The 19,604-nt window shown below is 38.5% G+C and carries 17 protein-coding genes; 7 read left to right on the plus strand and 10 right to left on the minus strand.

Going from position 1 to position 19,604, the window contains the following annotated elements:
* Window positions 1–8: 8 nt before the first annotated feature.
* Together pfkB and NST46_RS12205 are read right to left on the minus strand one after the other, a co-directional pair.
* Window positions 9–920 carry a 1-phosphofructokinase gene (gene pfkB / locus NST46_RS12200; protein WP_095313730.1) on the minus strand — a complete coding sequence of 304 codons (912 nt, stop codon included), beginning with the start codon at window positions 918–920 and terminating at the stop codon, window positions 9–11.
* Window positions 917–1,666, minus strand: coding sequence for a DeoR/GlpR family DNA-binding transcription regulator (locus NST46_RS12205; RefSeq protein WP_205126999.1), 750 nt, complete (start codon window positions 1,664–1,666; stop codon window positions 917–919). Before NST46_RS12205 ends, pfkB begins: the two co-directional genes overlap by 4 nt.
* Window positions 1,667–2,025: 359 nt before the next feature.
* Between NST46_RS12205 and NST46_RS12210 the strand changes: the two genes are divergently transcribed.
* A complete protein-coding gene (locus NST46_RS12210) occupies window positions 2,026–3,054 on the plus strand; it encodes a PTS transporter subunit IIC (RefSeq protein WP_095313726.1) in 1,029 nt (342 codons plus the stop codon).
* 214 nt (window positions 3,055–3,268) lie between these two features.
* On the opposite strand, the gene NST46_RS12215 is transcribed toward NST46_RS12210, so the two are convergent.
* Window positions 3,269–4,966: a methyl-accepting chemotaxis protein gene (locus NST46_RS12215; protein WP_095313725.1), complete on the minus strand. Its 1,698-nt coding sequence runs from the start codon at window positions 4,964–4,966 to the stop codon at window positions 3,269–3,271.
* Between the two features lie 221 nt (window positions 4,967–5,187).
* Between NST46_RS12215 and NST46_RS12220 the strand changes: the two genes are divergently transcribed.
* The 3 genes from NST46_RS12220 to NST46_RS12230 all read left to right on the plus strand — a co-directional run bounded on the left by NST46_RS12220 (window position 5,188) and on the right by NST46_RS12230 (window position 6,803).
* Window positions 5,188–5,466, plus strand: coding sequence for a GNAT family N-acetyltransferase (locus tag NST46_RS12220; protein WP_095313722.1), 279 nt, complete (start codon window positions 5,188–5,190; stop codon window positions 5,464–5,466).
* A gap of 4 nt (window positions 5,467–5,470) precedes the next feature.
* Complete coding sequence (locus NST46_RS12225; protein ID WP_095313720.1) at window positions 5,471–5,701, plus strand: excisionase family DNA-binding protein; 231 nt, start codon at window positions 5,471–5,473, stop codon at window positions 5,699–5,701.
* Between the two features lie 193 nt (window positions 5,702–5,894).
* The gene (locus tag NST46_RS12230) at window positions 5,895–6,803 is read left to right on the plus strand and encodes an RluA family pseudouridine synthase (RefSeq protein WP_095313718.1); all 909 of its coding nucleotides are present in this window, start codon (window positions 5,895–5,897) and stop codon (window positions 6,801–6,803) included.
* A gap of 458 nt (window positions 6,804–7,261) precedes the next feature.
* On the opposite strand, the gene NST46_RS12235 is transcribed toward NST46_RS12230, so the two are convergent.
* Window positions 7,262–8,248: a DmpA family aminopeptidase gene (locus NST46_RS12235; protein ID WP_341137280.1), complete on the minus strand. Its 987-nt coding sequence runs from the start codon at window positions 8,246–8,248 to the stop codon at window positions 7,262–7,264.
* Between the two features lie 141 nt (window positions 8,249–8,389).
* Here NST46_RS12235 and NST46_RS12240 point away from each other — a divergent pair, with 141 nt between their 5' ends.
* Both NST46_RS12240 and NST46_RS12245 read left to right on the plus strand, forming a co-directional pair.
* Window positions 8,390–8,887, plus strand: a complete 498-nt coding sequence (locus tag NST46_RS12240; protein WP_341137281.1) for a peroxiredoxin family protein — start codon at window positions 8,390–8,392, stop codon at window positions 8,885–8,887.
* Window positions 8,888–9,280: 393 nt separating this feature from the next.
* The gene (locus NST46_RS12245) at window positions 9,281–11,158 is read left to right on the plus strand and encodes an ABC-F family ATP-binding cassette domain-containing protein (protein WP_341137282.1); all 1,878 of its coding nucleotides are present in this window, start codon (window positions 9,281–9,283) and stop codon (window positions 11,156–11,158) included.
* A 114-nt stretch (window positions 11,159–11,272) separates the two neighbouring features.
* On the opposite strand, the gene NST46_RS12250 is transcribed toward NST46_RS12245, so the two are convergent.
* A complete protein-coding gene (locus tag NST46_RS12250) occupies window positions 11,273–12,991 on the minus strand; it encodes a DNA-binding protein (RefSeq protein ID WP_341137283.1) in 1,719 nt (572 codons plus the stop codon).
* Window positions 12,992–13,256: 265 nt separating this feature from the next.
* Here NST46_RS12250 and NST46_RS12255 point away from each other — a divergent pair, with 265 nt between their 5' ends.
* A complete protein-coding gene (locus NST46_RS12255; protein WP_095313698.1) occupies window positions 13,257–13,928 on the plus strand; it encodes a hypothetical protein in 672 nt (223 codons plus the stop codon).
* Window positions 13,929–13,957: 29 nt separating this feature from the next.
* On the opposite strand, the gene NST46_RS12260 is transcribed toward NST46_RS12255, so the two are convergent.
* The 5 genes from NST46_RS12260 to kynU all read right to left on the minus strand — a co-directional run bounded on the left by NST46_RS12260 (window position 13,958) and on the right by kynU (window position 19,532).
* Entirely contained in the window at window positions 13,958–15,301 is a 1,344-nt protein-coding gene (locus tag NST46_RS12260; RefSeq protein ID WP_341137284.1) for a CoA-disulfide reductase, read from the minus strand.
* Window positions 15,302–15,357: 56 nt separating this feature from the next.
* The gene (locus NST46_RS12265) at window positions 15,358–16,701 is read right to left on the minus strand and encodes a sodium-dependent transporter (protein ID WP_341137285.1); all 1,344 of its coding nucleotides are present in this window, start codon (window positions 16,699–16,701) and stop codon (window positions 15,358–15,360) included.
* A gap of 82 nt (window positions 16,702–16,783) precedes the next feature.
* Window positions 16,784–17,629, minus strand: a complete 846-nt coding sequence (gene kynA, locus NST46_RS12270; protein WP_341137286.1) for a tryptophan 2,3-dioxygenase — start codon at window positions 17,627–17,629, stop codon at window positions 16,784–16,786.
* Window positions 17,626–18,264, minus strand: coding sequence for an arylformamidase (kynB, locus tag NST46_RS12275; protein WP_303447640.1), 639 nt, complete (start codon window positions 18,262–18,264; stop codon window positions 17,626–17,628). The genes kynA and kynB overlap by 4 nt, the downstream gene beginning before the upstream one ends.
* Window positions 18,261–19,532 (minus strand): kynureninase, encoded by a 1,272-nt coding sequence (gene kynU, locus NST46_RS12280; protein WP_341137287.1) that lies wholly within the window; start codon window positions 19,530–19,532, stop codon window positions 18,261–18,263. The genes kynB and kynU overlap by 4 nt, the downstream gene beginning before the upstream one ends.
* Window positions 19,533–19,604: the final 72 nt, after the last annotated feature.

Below are 19,604 nucleotides of genomic sequence, written 5' to 3' on the forward strand. Positions count from 1 at the left end.
TAATATTTTTACACAGGGGAAATTTTTACTTGATCAACTAAAGCGAGAATATCGTTTCGCTTCGCTAGATCATCAGAAAAGGCTGTTGCGCTGCCAGAAGCTATCCCCATCTTAAATGCTCGCTCTGCATCCTTTGTTTTGATATATTCACCAACAAATCCGGCAATCATGGAGTCACCTGCTCCTACAGAGTTCTTAACAACTCCTTTTGGACTTGTTCCTTTATAGATGACTTCTTTTGTGAAAAGAAATGCGCCATCACCAGCCATGGAGACGATTGCGTGCTGTGCTCCAAGCTCGAGTAATTTCTTGCCATATTGCAGGATAGTTTCTTTCGTGTTTATCTTAGTTCCGAATAGCTCTTCCAATTCCTCGAGGTTCGGTTTAACGAGTAAAGGATTATAAGGCAATGCAGCCTTTAAGTCTTCACCAGTAGTATCGATAATAAATGCAGCATTGGATTTCGTAATCACATCAATTAATGTATGGTAGTAATTATCTGGGAGAGAAGGTGGCTTGCTTCCCGATAAAATAACACTATCTTCACTGGAAATATTACCGATTTGTTTTAAGAGAGCATCGGCTTCTTCAGTGGAGATGGCAGGTCCTTGCCCATTAATTTCAGTTTCAAGCTCTGATTTTAGCTTAATATTAATTCTCGTATCATTTTGAATTTGGATGAAATCTGCAGAAATATTGTCCTTTTGTAACCAATTGGAAATAAAATCTCCGGTAAATCCCCCTAAGAAACCAAGTGCGGTTGAATGTACATCAAGTTCTTGTAAAATTCGAGATACATTAATACCTTTGCCTCCAGGGAGTTTTAGATCGTTTGTCATTTTATTCAATTTTCCAAGGTCCATATTCTTCACTTGTACGATATAGTCAATGGATGGATTTAAGGTAATTGTGTAAATCATTGATTCGCCTCCCAAATTGTTGTTTTCGCTTTATAGGGTCTAAGGTCCTCATGACAGGAATCCGTAATCAACGTAACTTCTTCGATCCCGCATACGTTTACGAAGTGAACTTTATCCCATTTTGTATAATCTGCTAAGACATAAGCTGTCGCAGAATGCTGATGGGCAATTGTTTTTAATGCCGCTTCTTCTGGGTCGGGGGTTGTACAGCCGAATGTTGCATCGATTCCATTCATTCCTAGAAAGGATTTATTGAATTGGTATTTTTGCAGTTCATTTTGACTTGGAGTACCAACAATAGCTTTTGTTGATGGCTTTACTTTACCACCTATTAAAATGGTGTTGATTTCTTTATCTGTAAGTAAGGATGCATGTACGATTCCGTTTGTTACTACAGTAATATTCCACTTATTTATGAATTCAATCATTGCTAATGTTGTTGTTCCGGCATCTAAATAAATCACGTCATTATCTTCAATAAAAGAAGCTGCTAATTTTGCAATGGCTATTTTTTCTTGATTGTTTTTGATGGATTTTTCCTGAATTGACTGTTCGCTATCCAATTGATAGATACGCTTTGCTCCTCCATGGATACGTGTTAATTCTCCAGCTTCCTCCAAATGTTGCAGATCTCTTCTTATTGTAGACTCTGAACTGTTAAGTGCATTCATTAAATCTTGCGTTTTAACAATGTTCGCCTGTTTTAATTCATTTAATATGAATGTATGTCGTTCCTCAGTTAACATATACACCCTCCTAATCAGTATAATAACATCAAAAACAGTCAAAAACAATCAAGTTGATAGCGTTGTCACAAAAACGACTTATTGTTTAAATGTTCATAATAAAATTACTTTTGACTCTAAGTAAAAATCGTAATATGATAGTAACAATTTATTACGAGTGAAAAGAGATTATTATGGGAAACAAAAGCCAGCAAATTTATTTGACTAACTTATAGACTGGCATTCGTTAAAAAGAATTTGTTTGGTAGGGTTTGGACACTTCGTGAAGACATTCTATCTGCAATGAAGACAATGCATTCACTGAAATGTCGGAATTGTCCATCATTTTACATTGAATAAAATATAAGGGGATATACATCATGAAACAATCAACGAAGAAATATATCATTGATCGAATGTACAAGGCTTCTATCGGGCTTGCAAACGCCGTGTTGGTAACACTCGGAATTGGTTTGTTGGTTGAAGCTTTTGGAACCATTACTGGTTGGGCAGGATTTACAACAATTGGTACAGCTGCTCAGCTAATGCTTGCCCCAGCTATCGGAGCTGGAATTGCATATCAGTTAGGTGGAAATACATTAGTTATCTTTAGTGCAATGGCAAGTAGTACGGTTGGCGCGAATGCTCTGCAGCTTGCCGCTGACGGTGGATGGGTCCTGACAACTGGACAGCCTGTAAGTGCCGTTTTGGCAGCAGTTATCGCAACATGGGCTGGTAGAAGAGTAACTGGAAAGACGAAGTTGGATATGCTCGCTATTCCATTTACTGCAATCATGATTGGGGGCGTGTCAGGTGTATTCCTAGCATGGGTCACAACTCCTGTCCTTGTATGGTTAAGTGAAAAGATTGCTACTTCTGTGGGAGGATCACCATTGGTTGGTTCGATCGTTATTGCCCTTATATGGAGTGTATTTCTTATGTCGCCGGCTTCTTCAGCAGCTATCGCGATTGCACTCCAGCTTGATCCTGTTTCTAGTGCTGCTGCATTAATCGGCTGTACGGCACAATTTGCTGGTTTTACTGCAATGTCGTTTAGACAAAATGAACTTGGAGCAAATATTGCACAGTCATTCCTTACACCTAAGGTACAGGTACCCAATATCGTGAAGAATCCACGATTAGTAATTGGCCCATTTCTTTCATCAATTATTTGTGCACCAATCGCTATTATTCTATTTGATTTCCAAGTTCCATATCAGCTTGCTGGACTCGGGTTAAATTCCTTTATCGCTCCGCTAAATATTATAGCGAATCAAGGACTAGGAACATTAATAATGTATCTTGTAGTAGGTGTCTTCCTACCGATTATTATCTCTATTTCGGTCTATCATGCATTGAAAGTAATTGGTTGGGCAAAAACTGGTGATTTGCGAATGGAAGTACAATAAGATAGAAGAAAGCCACATATTGTATACAAAAAAAGCGTGATCAGTTTCGCTACGTGCGAATCGATCACGCTTTTTATAATTGGCAGGAAACTATAAAGTTTGCATGCATTTGATAACTTAGATACCGGAGCAGCCACGTCCAAGAAGCGCTACAGCTGTAGTCAGACTTCACTCCACCGTAATTCGCTTGCCGGACGCTTGCGACTATGTTTTATTATGGATTGGATGATTCTATTTCAAACTGTGTTGTCACACGCTCTAAAGATTTAGACAATCCAGATATTGTTAACCCCACCTCATGTGTACGTTGCATTTGTTCGTATTGCTGTTCACTTTTTACGCGCATTTCTTCAGCGCTAGCTAACGTTTCTTGAGAAACAGAAGCAAATTCATCTGCCGCATATTCTAAAGCAGGAATTTCATTTTTTAAGCTTTCTAGCTCTGCGTTCATATCCTGAAGTTTTGTCCCAACCTTTGCGATTTCCTTCATAAGATTATCCAATGATAACTTTGCATCGTTTGCTGTCGTAATATTTAAACCTATCTTATTTAACATTTGTTCAAATTCTTCAGTAGCATTGGAGGTAATATTCCCCATATTGCTAATAGATTGAGTGATTTTAGCAGCAGTTGCGGAAGATTGCTCTGCAAGTTTACCAACTTCATTGGCGACAACGGAAAAACCTTTACCAGATTCTCCAGCACGAGCAGCTTCAATCGTTGCATTAAGTGCTAATAGTTTTGTTTGTTCTGCAATTCCTTGAATTAATCCTACTGAATTTGAAATGGACATCGAGTATTCATTTACTTGCTGAATTGTTTTGGTTAAATGCTCAAAGTCATTTTCGAAAGCTTGTGTTGTATTGATTAATCGTGATATATGTTTTTCGCCAGTAATTGCTGTATTCCCCATACGTTTGGAATTGCTAAATACAATAGCCATATTCGTGATGATATCCTCTGTTTTGTTTTTCATCGTAATAAAGCTTGCTACACTGCTTTCTGAGCTGTTCGCAGTTTGTTCTGCACCTAATTTCACAACATTAATAGACTCGGTTAAATCATGGCTGTATTGTAGTGCGTCATCAGAGGAATGCTCTAGTGTCTTTCCTGTACGCGACAATTCAACTGCAGTTTTCTTTAACTCATTAAACATGGTCGTCATCTGGTTAATCATGGAATCATAGCTTCTATGTAATGATACAAATTCTGGTATTGTTGTTTTCATTGCTACCGAATTCTGAAGGTTTCCATTACGAACTTCCCGCATTGTGTCTCGCAGAACAGAAAGCGGCTTGGTTAAGGTACGAACAAAAAGGATAATCAATATAGTAGAAAGAATAATACTTGTAGCGGTAATTAAAATAGATACAAATCCCATACTATTAACAGGTGCCATAAATGATTGTGTCGGCACAAGTAATACATAGGTGCCGTTAATTTCGTCCATTTGTTGGAAAGTTATTGTGTACGTTTCGCCATCAATTACGCGCTGAAGCTGCCCATCCTGCGATTCTGTAATGGTTTGAACCAAAGAATCAGGAATATTTGGCAGTGAATCCGCACTGACTGGAAAAGGTGTTACACTATTATCAGCAATATAAAAGAAATCCGATTCCATCCCATCGGTTTCTAATTGGCTCTGCTGCGTACGAATGTTAGAATTCAATTGCTGCATAAAATAATCTTCATCACTCACGTAGAGAAAGTGGAGATTTTCTGCTATGTAACCAATTAATTGAGCTTCGCGAACTAATCGATCTTCAATCGTAGTTATTGTCATTTGCTTCGCTTGTATGTATGAAGTAACTCCAACCGCAGTGACGGATAAAAAGATTAAAGATAAAAACAATATACTCAATCTAGCATGTAAATTTGTTTTAGTAAGTAAGAGATGGTAAAACCGTTTCACAAAATTGATGCCTCCTTAATTTCCGTAAAGATAAACAGGTCTTTCGGACTGCTACTATTTCAGTATAACAATCTATTGTTAAGTTACTGTAAAGTGAATGTAAAGGATTATTTTCCTTTCTCCATCAAGGGATTGAATAGGATTGATATTATTTCCACCACAATTGTTTGACAAGTGAGGTATAATAGAGGGTGGTAGACGTAAATTTGAGGAGGATAAAAATGACTACTATTAATAAAGGCGAAAATAAATTTTATGTAGGAGACAATATAAAAGAACCACTTGCAGAAATTACGTTTGTGCAAATTGGAGATTCGAAAATTGTAATTGATCATACATATGTTTCAGATGAATTACGTGGTCAAGGTATTGCTGGAAAATTAGTAGAGCAGGTCGTTTTGTTTGCCCGTGAAAAAAACAGAAAGATAACACCGTTATGTCCTTATGCGAAAAATAAAATCGAAAATACTCCAGAATTTCGAGATGTATTAGGCGCGTAATTTCATGTACCTAACAATCGAGGAAACCGCGGAATATATAGCAATGAACCCCTCAAGTGTTACAGCGCTGGTTATGCAAGGACGTATACGTGCAATTCATGATGGGGAGCAGTATTTAATTAATAAAGAACAGTTTACAACACATTTTGAACAAGTAGAAAAGTATAAAAAAATGATTCAAGAATATCTAAATGAACCAATACCAGAAGATATAGATGTGAAAGATGAAGATTAAAAAAATGGCAAATTTCAATTAGTGTTAAGTATATGCTAGACTTTATTGAAGGAAAGTGTAGCATATACTTAACACTTTTTTGGCAGTCTGCATATTTCTTTCTGCATAAGTGCAACTTAGGCATTCGCTAAAGGCTCTGAGAATGCTAAGTTCTCTAATATAACTGCTATTCAACTATAGAGGAGTTTATCATATGGCTAGTAAATATCATTCAAAAAATAAACAGCAACCAAAGTCACTTCAATTTAAAGTAGAAGAGGCAAGTGAATTATTACCTTTTTTAATAAAGGTCATGTCAAATCGTAGTCGCAATTCCGTTAAATCAATACTTGCCCGTGGTCAGGTAACGGTTGATGATCATATTGAAACGAAGTACAATTATGCCTTGCATCCTGGACAAAAAGTTACGATTTTAAAAAATAAAGCTGCGATTAAGCAGAATGTATTAATAGGCATGTCTATCTTGTATGAGGATGATGCCGTTATTGTTATCAATAAGGAAGCAGGACTGCTTGCGATTGCAACAGAAAAGGAAAAAAAGCAAACAGCTTACCACCAGCTGATGGAATATGTAAGACAGGAAGACCCAGATAATCGAATATTTGTTGTGCACCGTTTAGACAAAGGTACATCCGGCGTAATGCTGTTTGCCAAGCAAAAAGAAGTAAAACAAACCTTACAAAATAATTGGAAACGGGTGGTTAAGGAACGTACGTATGTTGCGTTAGTTGAAGGAGAAGTAACGAAGCAGGACGGCTATATTTCATCCTGGCTTAAGGAAAGTAAGGCGCATAGAGTCTATTCTAGTCCTATTAAAAATGATGGGCAGCTTGCAATAACGCGTTATAAAGTAATGCAATCCAATGAGGATTTTTCATTGCTTGAAGTAAAATTAGAGACTGGCCGTAAAAATCAAATACGTGTCCATATGGAGGATCTTGGACATCCGATTGTTGGCGATAAAAAATACGGGTCTAAACATAATGTGATTGGAAGATTAGGTCTCCATGCGAAAGTATTATCATTTCAACATCCAACTACTGGACAATTACTGCTGTTCCAAGCAGATGTGCCAAAATCATTTTTGAAGAAGTCGAAGTAAAAGAACAAAAGTGGAAGCGTCCGGTAAGCGACGTACGGACTGCGCCCCGTACTTTGGGGTGGTTCGACTTGTCGGACATTCTTACGCAGGAGATTCACTCCAAAGTATAAGATGAACTATGACTTTCGCCGTTATGGGCGAAAAGTCAAGTTCATCTAAAAGGAAACATGCCCCTGTAAGGGGTATGCCGATGTTAGGCTTTAGCCTGATTTTAGTCGGCCATCCTTTTACTTGGAGTCGATGTTGACTTTCACCACAAGGGTATAAGTGCGACTAACCCTCTGGCGCAGCCAATCGGCAAGTCTTCTTTTCGTACGGAGGTGAGGGAAGTCTCGCTACAGCTTTAGCGTTGGAGCTGGACGTGGCTGTTTTCGGTAACTAGTTACCCAAAGTATTCAAATTTTATAGTTACGCTAAGCAATGGGAAAGGGAGTAGAGCAAAATGCTCTCCTCCCTTTCTACAATGGCGCTTTTTTGAGCATTCTACCTCTTCTTCCCACAGTAGTTTCCGCGTGTTTTAGAGAATTCATAATTGCTTCTTCTGTTGCTTCAATAACGCCTTGGAACAGCTGACCCATTGCTGGATGGTCATCTCGAATAAAGGAGATTGATCCAAGAGTATGATCTGAGTTGTGTTCAAATGTTGCTGCGGTAGAAAAAGCAATGGCGATGTCGCCGCTCCCGTGGTCTATGGTACTTCCTGTTCGACCTAGTCCAACTGCAGAACGACTGGCTAGTCGTTTTAACTGTCGATCATAAAGTGGTGCATCTGTGGCAATTATAATCATAATCGAACCATCAGGAGTGTCCAGACTGGCTTTATTCCAATTGGCAAATAGTGCTTGCTCCCGTTTGCCAAAATTACTTAATACCAGACATCCGACGGTATAATTTTCCTTGCCTGCTGAAATGATACGAGAAGCGGTGCCGATTCCGCCTTTATATTCAAAGCATGCCATACCTTTTCCAGCGCCAACAGCACCTTCTTGGACAGGTTCTGTGCTCGCCTTTTTAATTGCCTGAATCGCGTGTTCTGGTTTTACTGCTTGAAGCCGAATGGAATTCAAGTAGCCATCATTACATTCGCCGACAACAAGGTTAATTGTCCCTGTACTTACACCAATGTCCTCATTCTTTTCAAGCATGTATTGTAAAGTTCCTTGCATAACAGAACCAACACTAAGGGTATTTGTTAGCATGATGGGTGACTCTAATAATCCAAGCTCATCAAGCTGTACGAGACCAGTTGTTTTTCCAAAACCATTTATTACTGCGTTTGCAGCATGTGTTTTTTTCTTGAATAAATTGCCTGAATGAGGAAGAATAGCGGTTACCCCAGTACATATCGTATCGTGATCATCGATTTTCTCATAGAGTGTGACATGTCCGACCTTCACATCGCCTACATCTGTAATACAATTGTATTTTCCCTTTTGCAGTACCATAAATTCTCTCCTTCTGTAGAACACGTTTCTTATTACACTACATGTATTATATATCAAATGGGTGAAAATTATCGATAAGCATGCATGGATATTGGCTAACGAGGGAAACTAAGATGATTACTTATGGGTGGTGATAACAGGATGAAACGAATCGTTTCAGCACTACTGTTTATCGTAGTTTTCTTTTCAACTATAGGATTGGTTGCAGCAGAGGATATTGGTACTGAAGTTGGTCAGAAGGCGCCTGACTTTAAATTGATTACAAGTGATGGTGAGACTGTTCAGCTATCTGACTTTAAGGGAAAGCGCGTATTACTTAATTTCTGGGCGTCTTGGTGTCCGCCATGTCGAGAAGAGATGCCTGATTTGGAACGATTCTACCAAGACAAAGATGCTGTGGTGCTTGCGGTTAATTTAACAAACATGGAAATGAATAAAAAGACGGTAAATGAGTTTATTGAAACATATGGTCTAACCTTTCCGGTATTAATGGATGAGGAAGGGCAAGTATCCAGGTTATACAGAATAAGCCCAATCCCTACAACCTATATGATTGATACAAAAGGAATTATTGGGCAACGCGTGTATGGGCCTTTGAATTATGAACAAATGATAACTGAATACGAAAAAATGAATTGAGGAAATCGGCACTAAGCCCGATTTCCTTTCCTGTTTTATAACATAAATAATGAGGAGCTTGGTAAGGAATAGAGCAGTCTGTTTTTATAAATGGAAAATTAAGCGCCAGTACGCTAAACTATTACATAGACTAGTAAAGAAAGTCGGGGGAGATTATCATAAAACTATTACTTGGACAGCTCGTCATGATTGGAGCGATATGGATCGGAATGGCCACCTTTTTTTCAGAAATGAATGAAGGAGCTAAACTTATTTTTTATTTAGTGACATCATGGCTTTTATTTTTAATCGTTATAATTGTAAAAGCTTGGATAAAGCAGTTGATACGGAAAAGAAAATGACGATAACATGAAAACGCGAACTATAATTGAAAAGCGTGAGGAAGGTTAAACAATGCTTATTATTGAAAATTTACATAAATCTTATGGTGATAAAGTTCTTTTTAATGACATCAGCTGTACAATTACTGACAAAGAGCGAATTGGACTGATTGGTGTAAATGGAACAGGGAAATCAAGCTTTTTGAAAGTGATTGCTGGAATAGAATCACCCGAAAAAGGAAATTTGAAACATGCAAAAGATTACCGAATTGAGTATTTGGCACAGGATCCAATTCTTGATCCTAACCTAACTGTTATTGACCAGATTTATTACGGCGGGTCGACGATTATGAAGTTGATGCGGGCATATGAAGCTGCATTACTCAAGCTGCAGGAGGATGCTGAGAATAGCACCTATCAACAGGAGTTGCTAAAACTCCAGCAGAAGATGGATGAAGCGGAAGCATGGGAAGCGAACACTGCAGCTAAAACAATATTAACGAAGCTTGGGATAACAGATTTTGGCAAAAAAGTCACCGAGCTTTCGGGTGGACAACAAAAGCGTGTTGCTATCGCAAAGGCGCTTATTCAGCCAGCTGACTTACTGATACTAGATGAGCCAACCAACCATTTGGATAATGAAACGGTAGAATGGCTCGAAAAATACTTACAGTCCTATAAAGGATCTCTTCTCCTTGTGACACATGACCGTTATTTCCTAAATCGGGTAACGAATCGAATCTACGAGTTAGATAAAGGAAATTTGTATATATACGAAGGAAATTATGAAATATTTCTGGAAAAGAAAGCAGAGCGAGAAGCGCTTGAAGTTAGTAATGAGCAGAAACACCAGAATACATTACGTCGTGAATTAGAATGGCTAAAACGTGGAGCAAAAGCAAGATCAACAAAACAAAAAGCACGAATTGAACGCGCAGAAGAAATGAAAAAGGAAACATTTGATACGAAAAAAGACCATCTAGCGTTTCAAGTAGGTTCTACACGATTAGGTAAAAAGGTAATTGAGCTGAAATCCATTGGGAAGACCTATGATGGTAAAACGCTCTTGCGTGATTTCAGTTATCTCGTAATTCCAGGGGAGCGCCTCGGTATTATTGGTGCCAACGGCTCTGGAAAATCTACTTTGCTTAATATAATGGCGGATCGAGTCGAACCAGATGAAGGTGAAATTGAAATCGGTGAGACGGTAAAAATCGGCTACTATACGCAGGGTGATGAGGAACTAGATGGAAGTATGCGGATGATTGATTATATTAAAGAGGTTGCAGAAGTCATCCATACAAAGGACGGTCAAGTCATAACTGCTGAGCAAATGCTGGAACGCTTTTTATTTTCCCGTTCAGAACAATATAACTATATTCGGAAATTATCTGGCGGGGAAAAACGCAGGCTTTATTTATTGAAAGTGCTTATGACAGAGCCGAATGTACTCTTTTTGGATGAGCCGACAAATGATTTAGATACACAGACACTTAGTGTTCTGGAAGAATATTTGGATCATTTTCCTGGTGTCGTCATTACCGTATCCCATGATCGCTACTTTTTAGATCGTGTTACTGACCGTTTGCTTGTCTTTAAGGGACATGGAAGGACAGAACGCTTCCAAGGGAATTACAGTGCGTATTTAGAACAACGTCATTTCGATATAAGCACAGCGCAGAATACTGAAAAAGCAATTGAAAAGCCGAAGAAGCAAAAGAAAAAACTTTCCTACAATGACCAGCGAGAATGGGAAAAAATTGAAGATCAAATAATGGAGTTAGAGGAAAAGGTTGAAGCATTGCAGCAGGCCATTATCGATGCCGGAAGTGACTCGGAAAAAATACAGAAATTATATGAGGACCAGCAAGAAACTGAGGCAGCACTGGAAAAGAAAATGGAACGCTGGGAGGAACTCTCCGTATTAATTGAGGAAATGGAGAATCAATAAAGTGCAACGTCATTCAGTGGGGTATTACTATCTGTTCATGCATGATAATTTCAAGTGACGTTATAAAAGTAAACAAAACAGGGTGTACCCGAAAAAATCGGGGCACCCTGTTTTCTATTGTAAGCCATCGATTTCAATAGCTTCGACAATGGCAGTACCGTTATCCAATTTATTTGCTTCTAGCTGAACATGATCCCCTTGTTGTAAAAAGACCGCTAAAGGAGCCTTAGTTGAGCTCAATGTGTAAATGGTTGTGTCATTTGTTAATAAAAATTGAATCAGTTGTCCAGTTGTTTGGGTTGTAATAACAACACGTTCAATCTCACCACTGACGCTTTCATGTCCTGCTGCTTCACCGGTAGATTCCACATTACTAGGATCCTGTGCAAGTGCAATTCGATAGGCACCTAGTGTCTGTTTTGCAGTATCACCGAAAACAACAAAATCGGAATCAGCGGCCTTAATGTAGGCATATTGTTTAAATAATCCATTCGGATCTAGTACATTGACTACCCAGGTTGGATTTCCGTCAATATTATACAAAATCGGCATGGAGCCTTTCCAGTTTTTCTCTGGGAATTCTTTATCAACGATTTCTCTTGCACCTTTACTATCCATGATTCCATTATTTTTTTCTCCATTGTAATACACTAATTCACCTGTACGAGCATTGATTAGTGTGTAGCCTAAAGCAGAATCAATATTCTCTTTAGGAGAGGACATATCTGTAAAATAATGCATGTTTCCTTGTTCATCAAAAATAGGTGTTACATTACTTTCCGTTCCAGATTCGTTTGGTATTTTTACATCCCGTTTTCCAAAAATAGAGTTCAGCCAGCCATGCACGTATTTTCCGAAATACTCATTTTGATCAGAAGCCATTTCAGAACTAATCGAACCATCGATAAAATCAGGTGCATCTTCTGTTGTATAAAGGGATACATCACTTGTTACCGGGTCAACAACTGCGACATGCAGCTTTGACATGTTTGGTTTATTTGTAAGGCCAATTGGTTTATACAACGTCTGTACATACCATGGTTTCCCTTCCTCATCTACCTCGATTTGTGCGCTGCCACTTTGAATATAAGCTGGATATTCCCCATAAATCGTTCGTTGGATATTATGTTGAAAGTAGCTGGAATTCGTATACTTCATTTTACTTTCAATAAATTTCGGTTGGGCATTGATATCTGTAGCAGATATGGTAAAATATCCTTCTGTTTCTTTACCGCGGAAATAACGCCAGAAACCACTAAATTCAACTGGAGCAATGAATACGATATCGTCATTTACCATTTGTACCTGTAATTTACCTAGATCATAAAACTGGGTATTTGGAACAACACTCATTGCTTTTTGAACCTTGTTACGTGCAGATTCTGGTGATACAACAATTGGTGTAGCATCTTTATCGAGTGGCTTTGCTTCTTCCATTTCTTCTTTTTTAATGGACTCATAGCTATTATCTAAAGCAGAAATGCCAAGGATAAAAAATGTCGGAACTGCGATGACTGCTAATACAATAATTCCAGATGAAACCACATCGATTGGACGACTTGCTTTTGTAAGTGGTTTGCTCATCGTCAATCCATATAAACCAAGTGTTCCAATGAAAGCGACAATTAAGTTTGCAATCGACATATTTGGAATGGTGATGGTAGGCATGAAAATATAGACGATGATTGCTGTAATAATGAAAAGACTAATAAACGTAAATCCAGCAGTTTTGATTGTCGTTTTCCGCTGGTGCTGATTTTTAAAAATAAAGTAAACAGCAATTATGATATAGAGAATAAAAGTAAGAATCGTAGTTGTTAATATTCCTGTCATGTTCACATCTCCTATGATCGTTTCTAATTGGTTATACGAAATGGAAAGACGATTAGTTTCATAAAATAAAAATAAAAGTGAAACTGACAAAATAAAGGTTTAAAAATGGACTGCATATGGGAAAATAATCACAGAGCTATATTATCGGGTACTGTTTAAAATAAGGTCCGTAGATGACATCATGTGAAATAAGGTGGAATGAAGATTCACTTTATGATAGAAACTAGTTATAATGGAAATAATGCTTTAATTAGGAGGGAACGGAATGAAGCTTTATCAAGTGAGGAAAGGCCAGTTTGTGTTTTATCAAAACGAGCTCCATAAAGTGTATTCAGTAAAGCCGATGTTTAAACAATCTGTACACTTGTATCGTTTGAAGGATATGAAACAAATTTTAACGAAGGCAAGTGAGATTGACTATTATAGACCGAAGCATAATGATACATTTATCTTTTATGGCAAACGGTACACGATTGATCAATATGCGAAGCCAGAGCCAGGCGACTATATTTTAATCGTTAAACCTGCACCAGACTTTTTAGATCATTATTCATTGAATGAAATCGAAAAAGTGGAAAGTGTTGAGAACGGAAATGTGAATACAACACGTGATAATGGTGTGAAACATAATGAATATGTTGTCATGGTTCCAGGTCGTCAGGATGCAAGTCAAGAAATCGCTTATTATGATAAAAATCTTGTGCCTGAAGAACAACAGCTAAAAGATGAATCGATTAGCTACCTTGCTGAAAATGATGATACATTAAAGCCTGCTGTTGGAGATATATATGTTGATACTCGTAGTAATACGAAAGCTATGATTGTTGCGATGACAGAGGATGAGGTTATATTCGGACATGGTTTACGCGTCCATGTTGCAGAGTTATTGGATGAAACGAGCTTCGAACTTATTTACCAATTTGAAGATAATATTTAAAAAAATAAATCCCGGCCTTTAGCCGGGATTTACTTTTTTAGCATATCGATTGCTTTATAGCCAAGAATATTGATGGGATCCTTTGAACTGGAATAAGGTGGTGCATATCCGAGTTCCAGCTCTGGTAGGTCATTTACAGTTAAATTTCCTTTGATAGCAGTAGCCAATACAGCCATCCGCTTATCAACACCATCATACCCGACAATATTTCCTCCAAAAATCAGCCCTGTTTCTGGATGGAAAAAAAGTTTTAACCAGAGTTTCTTGGAACCTGGATAATAGTTAGCGTGGGAAGTTGAGGCAAGGACTACATTCTCGAATTGTTTGCCTTCCTGCTGCAAGCTCTGTCGGTTATGTCCGGTTGCAGCCACTGTTAAATCAAATACCTTCAAAATAGAAGAGCCTGTATTGCCGCGATAAGGAATCTGTTCTCCATCTAAGTGTGCAGCAATAATAGCTGCTTGACGATGTGCAAGCCAAGCTAGTGCGATATGTCTTGGTGAGCCAGTTAACAAGTCTCTTGTTTCTACGACATCTCCTAACGCATAAATATCAGGATCTGTTGTTTGCATATATTCATTCACAGAAATAGCACCAGTACTACCTAACTCCAGTGCCGTATTGATAGCTAAATCGGTATTAGGCTTTATTCCAATAGCGAGAATTGTCATGTCTGCTTCCAGTTGTATCCCGCTATTTAAAAGTAATGTCTTGCCATCATTTTTAAACCCCTTCAAGCCATCATTCAAAATGACCTCAATTCCTTTATCCTTCAAATGTTCTTCAACTATTGCCGCCATATCATCATCAATGATTTTGCTTACTTGTGAAGAGCGATCGATGATGGTGCAATTCAACCCAAGGGCATGCAAGTTTTCGATCATCTCTAATCCGATAAACCCAGCACCAACTACAGCAACTGACCTCGGTGTATTTTGTTGGATGAATGCATGAACAGCATCCATATCCTCAATCGTTTTCGCTGTAAAGGTTCGATTATTATTGATACCCTCTATGTCTGGAACAATTGCAGATGCACCAGGAGAAAGGATCAGTTTGTCGAAGGTTTCCTCCTGCACTTGTTTACCTTTCCGATAGTGCACGGTTTTATCTGAGCGTGAAATCGAAATAACTTCTGTATTCGTATGCACGGATACATTGTATTTTTTCGTGAATTTCTCAGGAGGATACAGGAGATCCTTTCTATTTTGAACCACATCGCCAAGATAATAGGGGATACCGCAATTTGCGTAAGAAATATAACCCCCTTTATCAAAGATGATGATTTCGGAACTTTTATCGTTTCTGCGGATTTGGGCGGCAACCGTAGCGCCGCCACCAACACCGCCAACAATTACAATTTTACGTGGCATGTATGTCACTCCTCCAGCGGAATCTTTCCTTTTCTCCTTGTGTAAAAATCTTCGTACTATAAAATTCCGACAGAACTTAAGAAAACGATGATGATTGTAGCGGGAACTAACCAACGCATGATCTGGAACCATACGTGGAACAATCCATCAGGTAACTGGTTTCCATAAGAAAATTCCTGCTTTAATAATGATTTATCCAGTTTAAATCCGATAAACAATGAAATAAATAGGCAGCCACCAGGAAGCATGATATTACTCACAAGGAAATCACTTGCATCGAATACAGTTAAACCGAATATAGTGAAATCCGTAAGCATGTTGGTAGAGAGTGCAGATGGAATGCCTGCGAGAAATACGAGTAAACCGGCAATGAATGCAACTTTCTTTCTTGAACGCTGTTTATTTTCTGTGAAAGCTGCTGTAATAATTTCCAGCATACTGAAGGATGATGTCAACACCGCGAATAAAAACAGCAATAAAAATAAGCTTAAAAACAATTCACCGAACGGCATTTGTGCAAATACCTCAGGCAGCACGATAAACAATAATCCAGGTCCTTCTGCAGGCTCCAAACCAAAGGCAAATACAACAGGAAAGATAGCTAAACCTGCAAGCAAGGAAACAAATATATTCATAATACTTACCGATCCAGCTGATGACGGTAAACTGACATCTTTTTTCAAGTAAGAGCTGTATGTCACCATCACCGAGATTCCTACTGCTAATGAAAAGAATGCTTGACCGAGTGCATATAAGACATTTTCAGCACTTAGTTTGGAAAAGTCTGGCTGCAGGAAGAAGCGGATACCTTCCATTGCTCCTTCGAATGTAACGGAACGGATGACAAGTATAATAAAGAAAATAAAAAGTAATGGCATTAACACCTTATTTGTTTTCTCGATTCCATTTGTAATTCCGAGAGATACAACAATAATATTTATTAATACAAATAATCCAAGACCGACAATTGTCAAGGTTGGACTGCCAGTTATATTTGCAAATAGTTCGGGATAATTTGCGTTTTCTTTTATAATTTGTCCAGGCAGTGACATGAAACTATATAGAAGGACCCAGCCGCCTACAACACTGTAAAATGCCATCAGAATGAATGCACCAACAACGCCCCATTGTCCAATGAATGACCAAGGAGTTTTTGGTGCTAATGTTTTGTAAGCTGTGACTGCTTCCTTTTGTGAACTTCTTCCAATAATAAATTCCCCAACTAAGAGAGGAAGACCTAGAATGATGGTAAAGCCAATAAATAATAGGAAAAAGGCACCTCCACCATTCATTCCTGTCATATATGGGAATTTCCAAATTGCTCCAAGGCCGACTGCCGCTCCAGCAGATGATAGGATAAAGCCGAGCTTTGTCGACCATTGTTCTTTGTTTTTGTTCATGCTGTAATTCCTTTCATGTTTGAAAAAGTTATCTTATTAGTATAGCATAATCAATTCATTTTTGAAGGAAGTTCTATCGTTGTTAAAGCTTTGTTCGAATTTCCCAAAGTTCAGGAAAAAAGTAATGCTCCAGTACTTTTTTTAGATAGCTGACACCAGATGATCCTCCAGTACCTGTCTTGTGACCAATAATGCGTTCAACTGTTTTCATATGTCTGAAACGCCATTGCTGGAACCAATCTTCAATATCGACGAGCTTTTCAGCCAATTGATAAAGGTCCCAATAGCGATCGACGTTTTGATAGACCTGGAGCCATGCCTGCTCAACACTAGCATTTTGTTGATATGTTTTCGAAATATCTCTATCTAAAACTCCTTTATCAATTGGCAGACCTGCCTTGTCTAAAGATTGAATGGCAACATCATATAGACCAGGTGCATGATACGCATCCATTAGAATTTGATGAAGTTCTTTGTCTTTTTGATATATTTTTAAAATAAATGGTGTTTTATAGCCTAGGACAAATTCGACAAGCCGATATTGATAGGATTGAAACCCGGAAGCATTTCCTAGTTTATCCCTAAATTGCATGTACTCTGCAGGTGTTAATGTTGAAAGCACATCCCATGCTTGAATGATTTGGGATTGGATTTTGCTGACACGTGCAAGCATTTTATAGGACGCTTGCAGTTCGTTTGCTTGAATCTTTTTGATTGCTGCCTGCATTTCATGAATAATTAGCTTTAGCCATAACTCGCTTACCTGGTGGATAATTATAAATAGCATTTCATCATGGCGACTGGATAATCGTTTTTGGCTTGATAATAAAGGATCGAGCTGAAGGTAATCTCCATATGTCATTTTCTCCATAAAATCCGTATGAATTCCTTTTTCCGACTGAAATGTTTTGTTGGAAGAATCCGTCATGATTCATTCTCCTCAAGTGGACGTAATACGGCGCGGACTGGACTGCCATCCGCACCATGGATAGCTAACGGCAAAGCGATTAAATCATAGGATCCTGGAATGACATGTTTTAGCATTATATTTTCCAGAATGTGAATTCCATGCCGATGGAGGGCGTGATGTGTGGTGAGTTCTTTGCTGTCCGGTGCATCGACAGAGGGGATATCAACGCCAAGTAATTGTATACCCTTTTCACTTAAAAACTGGGCAATCTCTGGATCCAGATAAGGAAATTCTCTTGGGAACCGTTTTGGATTGTTCGGTAGTGATGTTCTCAGCAGCAGTCTTGTTGCATAATCAAATTGGTAATTTTCTAGTACTGCCGCTGTAATATTATCGGTATGACTGACATCGATAACGATTGCTTTTCCAATGTAAAGATCAAGATCGAGCTGATCTACCGTTTTACCATTAGAATTAAAATGAAAGGGTGCATCAATATGTGTCCCAATGTGCAGACTTGTTGTGATTTCTCCAATATTGGCAGAGCCGGTCTGCTCCTTCGTGGCTGACAGTTTGTAGTTGAATGGTGTATCTCCTGGCCAATGTGCGATATCATTCGTTAAGGCTTGAGAAATATCAATCCATTTACTCATGCGATTACACCTCGTTTATTTTCGTAGTTTTTATAGCTTTCTTTCTCCATAATGGTTTTCAGAATATGAACCATTTGCCATACCTCTTCAAATGTATTGTATAAGGCGACAGGGGCTATCCGTATTCCATTTGGGTTGCGAAAGTCAGGAATGATGCCGTTTGCTTTTAAAGCTCTGCAAATCCGTGCAGCTTCGGGATGCAACAGTAAAACGTGTCCACCTCGTTCATCATCTTGCTTCGGATTGGCAATGGAAAAGGAATATGCAGCTAATTCGCTTTCAATCAAGTCCATCAAGTACGCTGTTAATTGTAATGATTTTTTGCGGATATTTTCAATGCCGGCATCCTCAAACATTTGCAGTGCCCCGAGTAATGGCGCCATACTTAATACATGTGGTGTTCCAATTTGGTAGGCACCTGCATGATTTGCTGGGGTCAGGTTATGCCCCATATCAAATTGCTTTTCTTTGGAAGAACTAAACCATCCAGCAAGTCCAGGTGTTTTGCCGAAATGCTTTTGATTAACATACAGTCCCCCAACACTCCCAGGACCTCCATTTAAATGCTTATACGTACACCAGAAAGCAAAGTCCACATCCCACTCTGATAGACTGTGAGGGATGGCACCAATCGAATGGCATAAATCAAAGCCAATAAGGATTCCTCGCTTATGAGCTTCTTTTGTTAACCTTTGCATGTCTAGAATTTGTCCGCTGCGATATAGGACACCTGGCAGGACAATTAATGCGATTTCCTCTGTCATGTAGTCGATGATGTCTTCTGATTTCAACGTATTCTCATCAGCACTCGGTACTTGAATAAGATGTGTGTGGGCATCATATCCTTTTTGTGCTAATTGGCTTTTTAATGCATAAATATCAGAAGGGAAATTCAATACATCAGCAAGAATCTTCGTTTTTGCGCCTTTTGGGTGATAGAAACTCGCTGTCAGTTGATGGAGGTTGGTTGTTGTTGAACCAGTAATAATTACTTCCTCTGGTTTTGCACCAACAAGATTGGTGGACATTTTCCCAAGCTTTTCAGCTAAATAAAACCAAGGATGATGACCAAGTGTCCAACCATCGATTGCATGGTTTTTCCAATCATTCATAACTTCAGTTACAAATTGTTCCGCGCGTTTGGATAATAATCCGAGTGAGTTACCATCAAAATAAATCGTATTGTTAGGTGTGTAGAACTCGGTTCGAAAATGTTGTAAAGTATCCTCTTGATCCAGTTGCTGTGCATATTGACGTGTACGCATCATAAATATAGCACCTCTTTTGTATTAAATTGATATATGTTCAATCTAACATAAGGAATAAAAAAATATCCAATA

Source organism: Oceanobacillus sp. FSL W7-1309 (genome assembly GCF_038002145.1).
Lineage (GTDB): Bacteria > Bacillota > Bacilli > Bacillales > Amphibacillaceae > Oceanobacillus > Oceanobacillus profundus.

Bases quoted from the DNA above. Each gene is read 5' to 3' on its own strand.
- pfkB (WP_095313730.1), bottom strand. From the start codon at position 920: ATGATTTACACAATTACCTTAAATCCATCCATTGACTATATCGTACAA.
- NST46_RS12205 (WP_205126999.1), bottom strand. From the start codon at position 1,666: ATGTTAACTGAGGAACGACATACATTCATATTAAATGAATTAAAACAG.
- NST46_RS12210 (WP_095313726.1), top strand. From the start codon at position 2,026: ATGAAACAATCAACGAAGAAATATATCATTGATCGAATGTACAAGGCT.
- NST46_RS12220 (WP_095313722.1), top strand. From the start codon at position 5,188: ATGACTACTATTAATAAAGGCGAAAATAAATTTTATGTAGGAGACAAT.
- NST46_RS12225 (WP_095313720.1), top strand. From the start codon at position 5,471: ATGTACCTAACAATCGAGGAAACCGCGGAATATATAGCAATGAACCCC.
- NST46_RS12230 (WP_095313718.1), top strand. From the start codon at position 5,895: ATGGCTAGTAAATATCATTCAAAAAATAAACAGCAACCAAAGTCACTT.
- NST46_RS12235 (WP_341137280.1), bottom strand. From the start codon at position 8,248: ATGGTACTGCAAAAGGGAAAATACAATTGTATTACAGATGTAGGCGAT.
- NST46_RS12240 (WP_341137281.1), top strand. From the start codon at position 8,390: ATGAAACGAATCGTTTCAGCACTACTGTTTATCGTAGTTTTCTTTTCA.
- NST46_RS12245 (WP_341137282.1), top strand. From the start codon at position 9,281: ATGCTTATTATTGAAAATTTACATAAATCTTATGGTGATAAAGTTCTT.
- NST46_RS12250 (WP_341137283.1), bottom strand. From the start codon at position 12,991: ATGACAGGAATATTAACAACTACGATTCTTACTTTTATTCTCTATATC.
- NST46_RS12255 (WP_095313698.1), top strand. From the start codon at position 13,257: ATGAAGCTTTATCAAGTGAGGAAAGGCCAGTTTGTGTTTTATCAAAAC.
- NST46_RS12260 (WP_341137284.1), bottom strand. From the start codon at position 15,301: ATGCCACGTAAAATTGTAATTGTTGGCGGTGTTGGTGGCGGCGCTACG.
- NST46_RS12265 (WP_341137285.1), bottom strand. From the start codon at position 16,701: ATGAACAAAAACAAAGAACAATGGTCGACAAAGCTCGGCTTTATCCTA.
- kynA (WP_341137286.1), bottom strand. From the start codon at position 17,629: ATGACGGATTCTTCCAACAAAACATTTCAGTCGGAAAAAGGAATTCAT.
- kynB (WP_303447640.1), bottom strand. From the start codon at position 18,264: ATGAGTAAATGGATTGATATTTCTCAAGCCTTAACGAATGATATCGCA.
- kynU (WP_341137287.1), bottom strand. From the start codon at position 19,532: ATGATGCGTACACGTCAATATGCACAGCAACTGGATCAAGAGGATACT.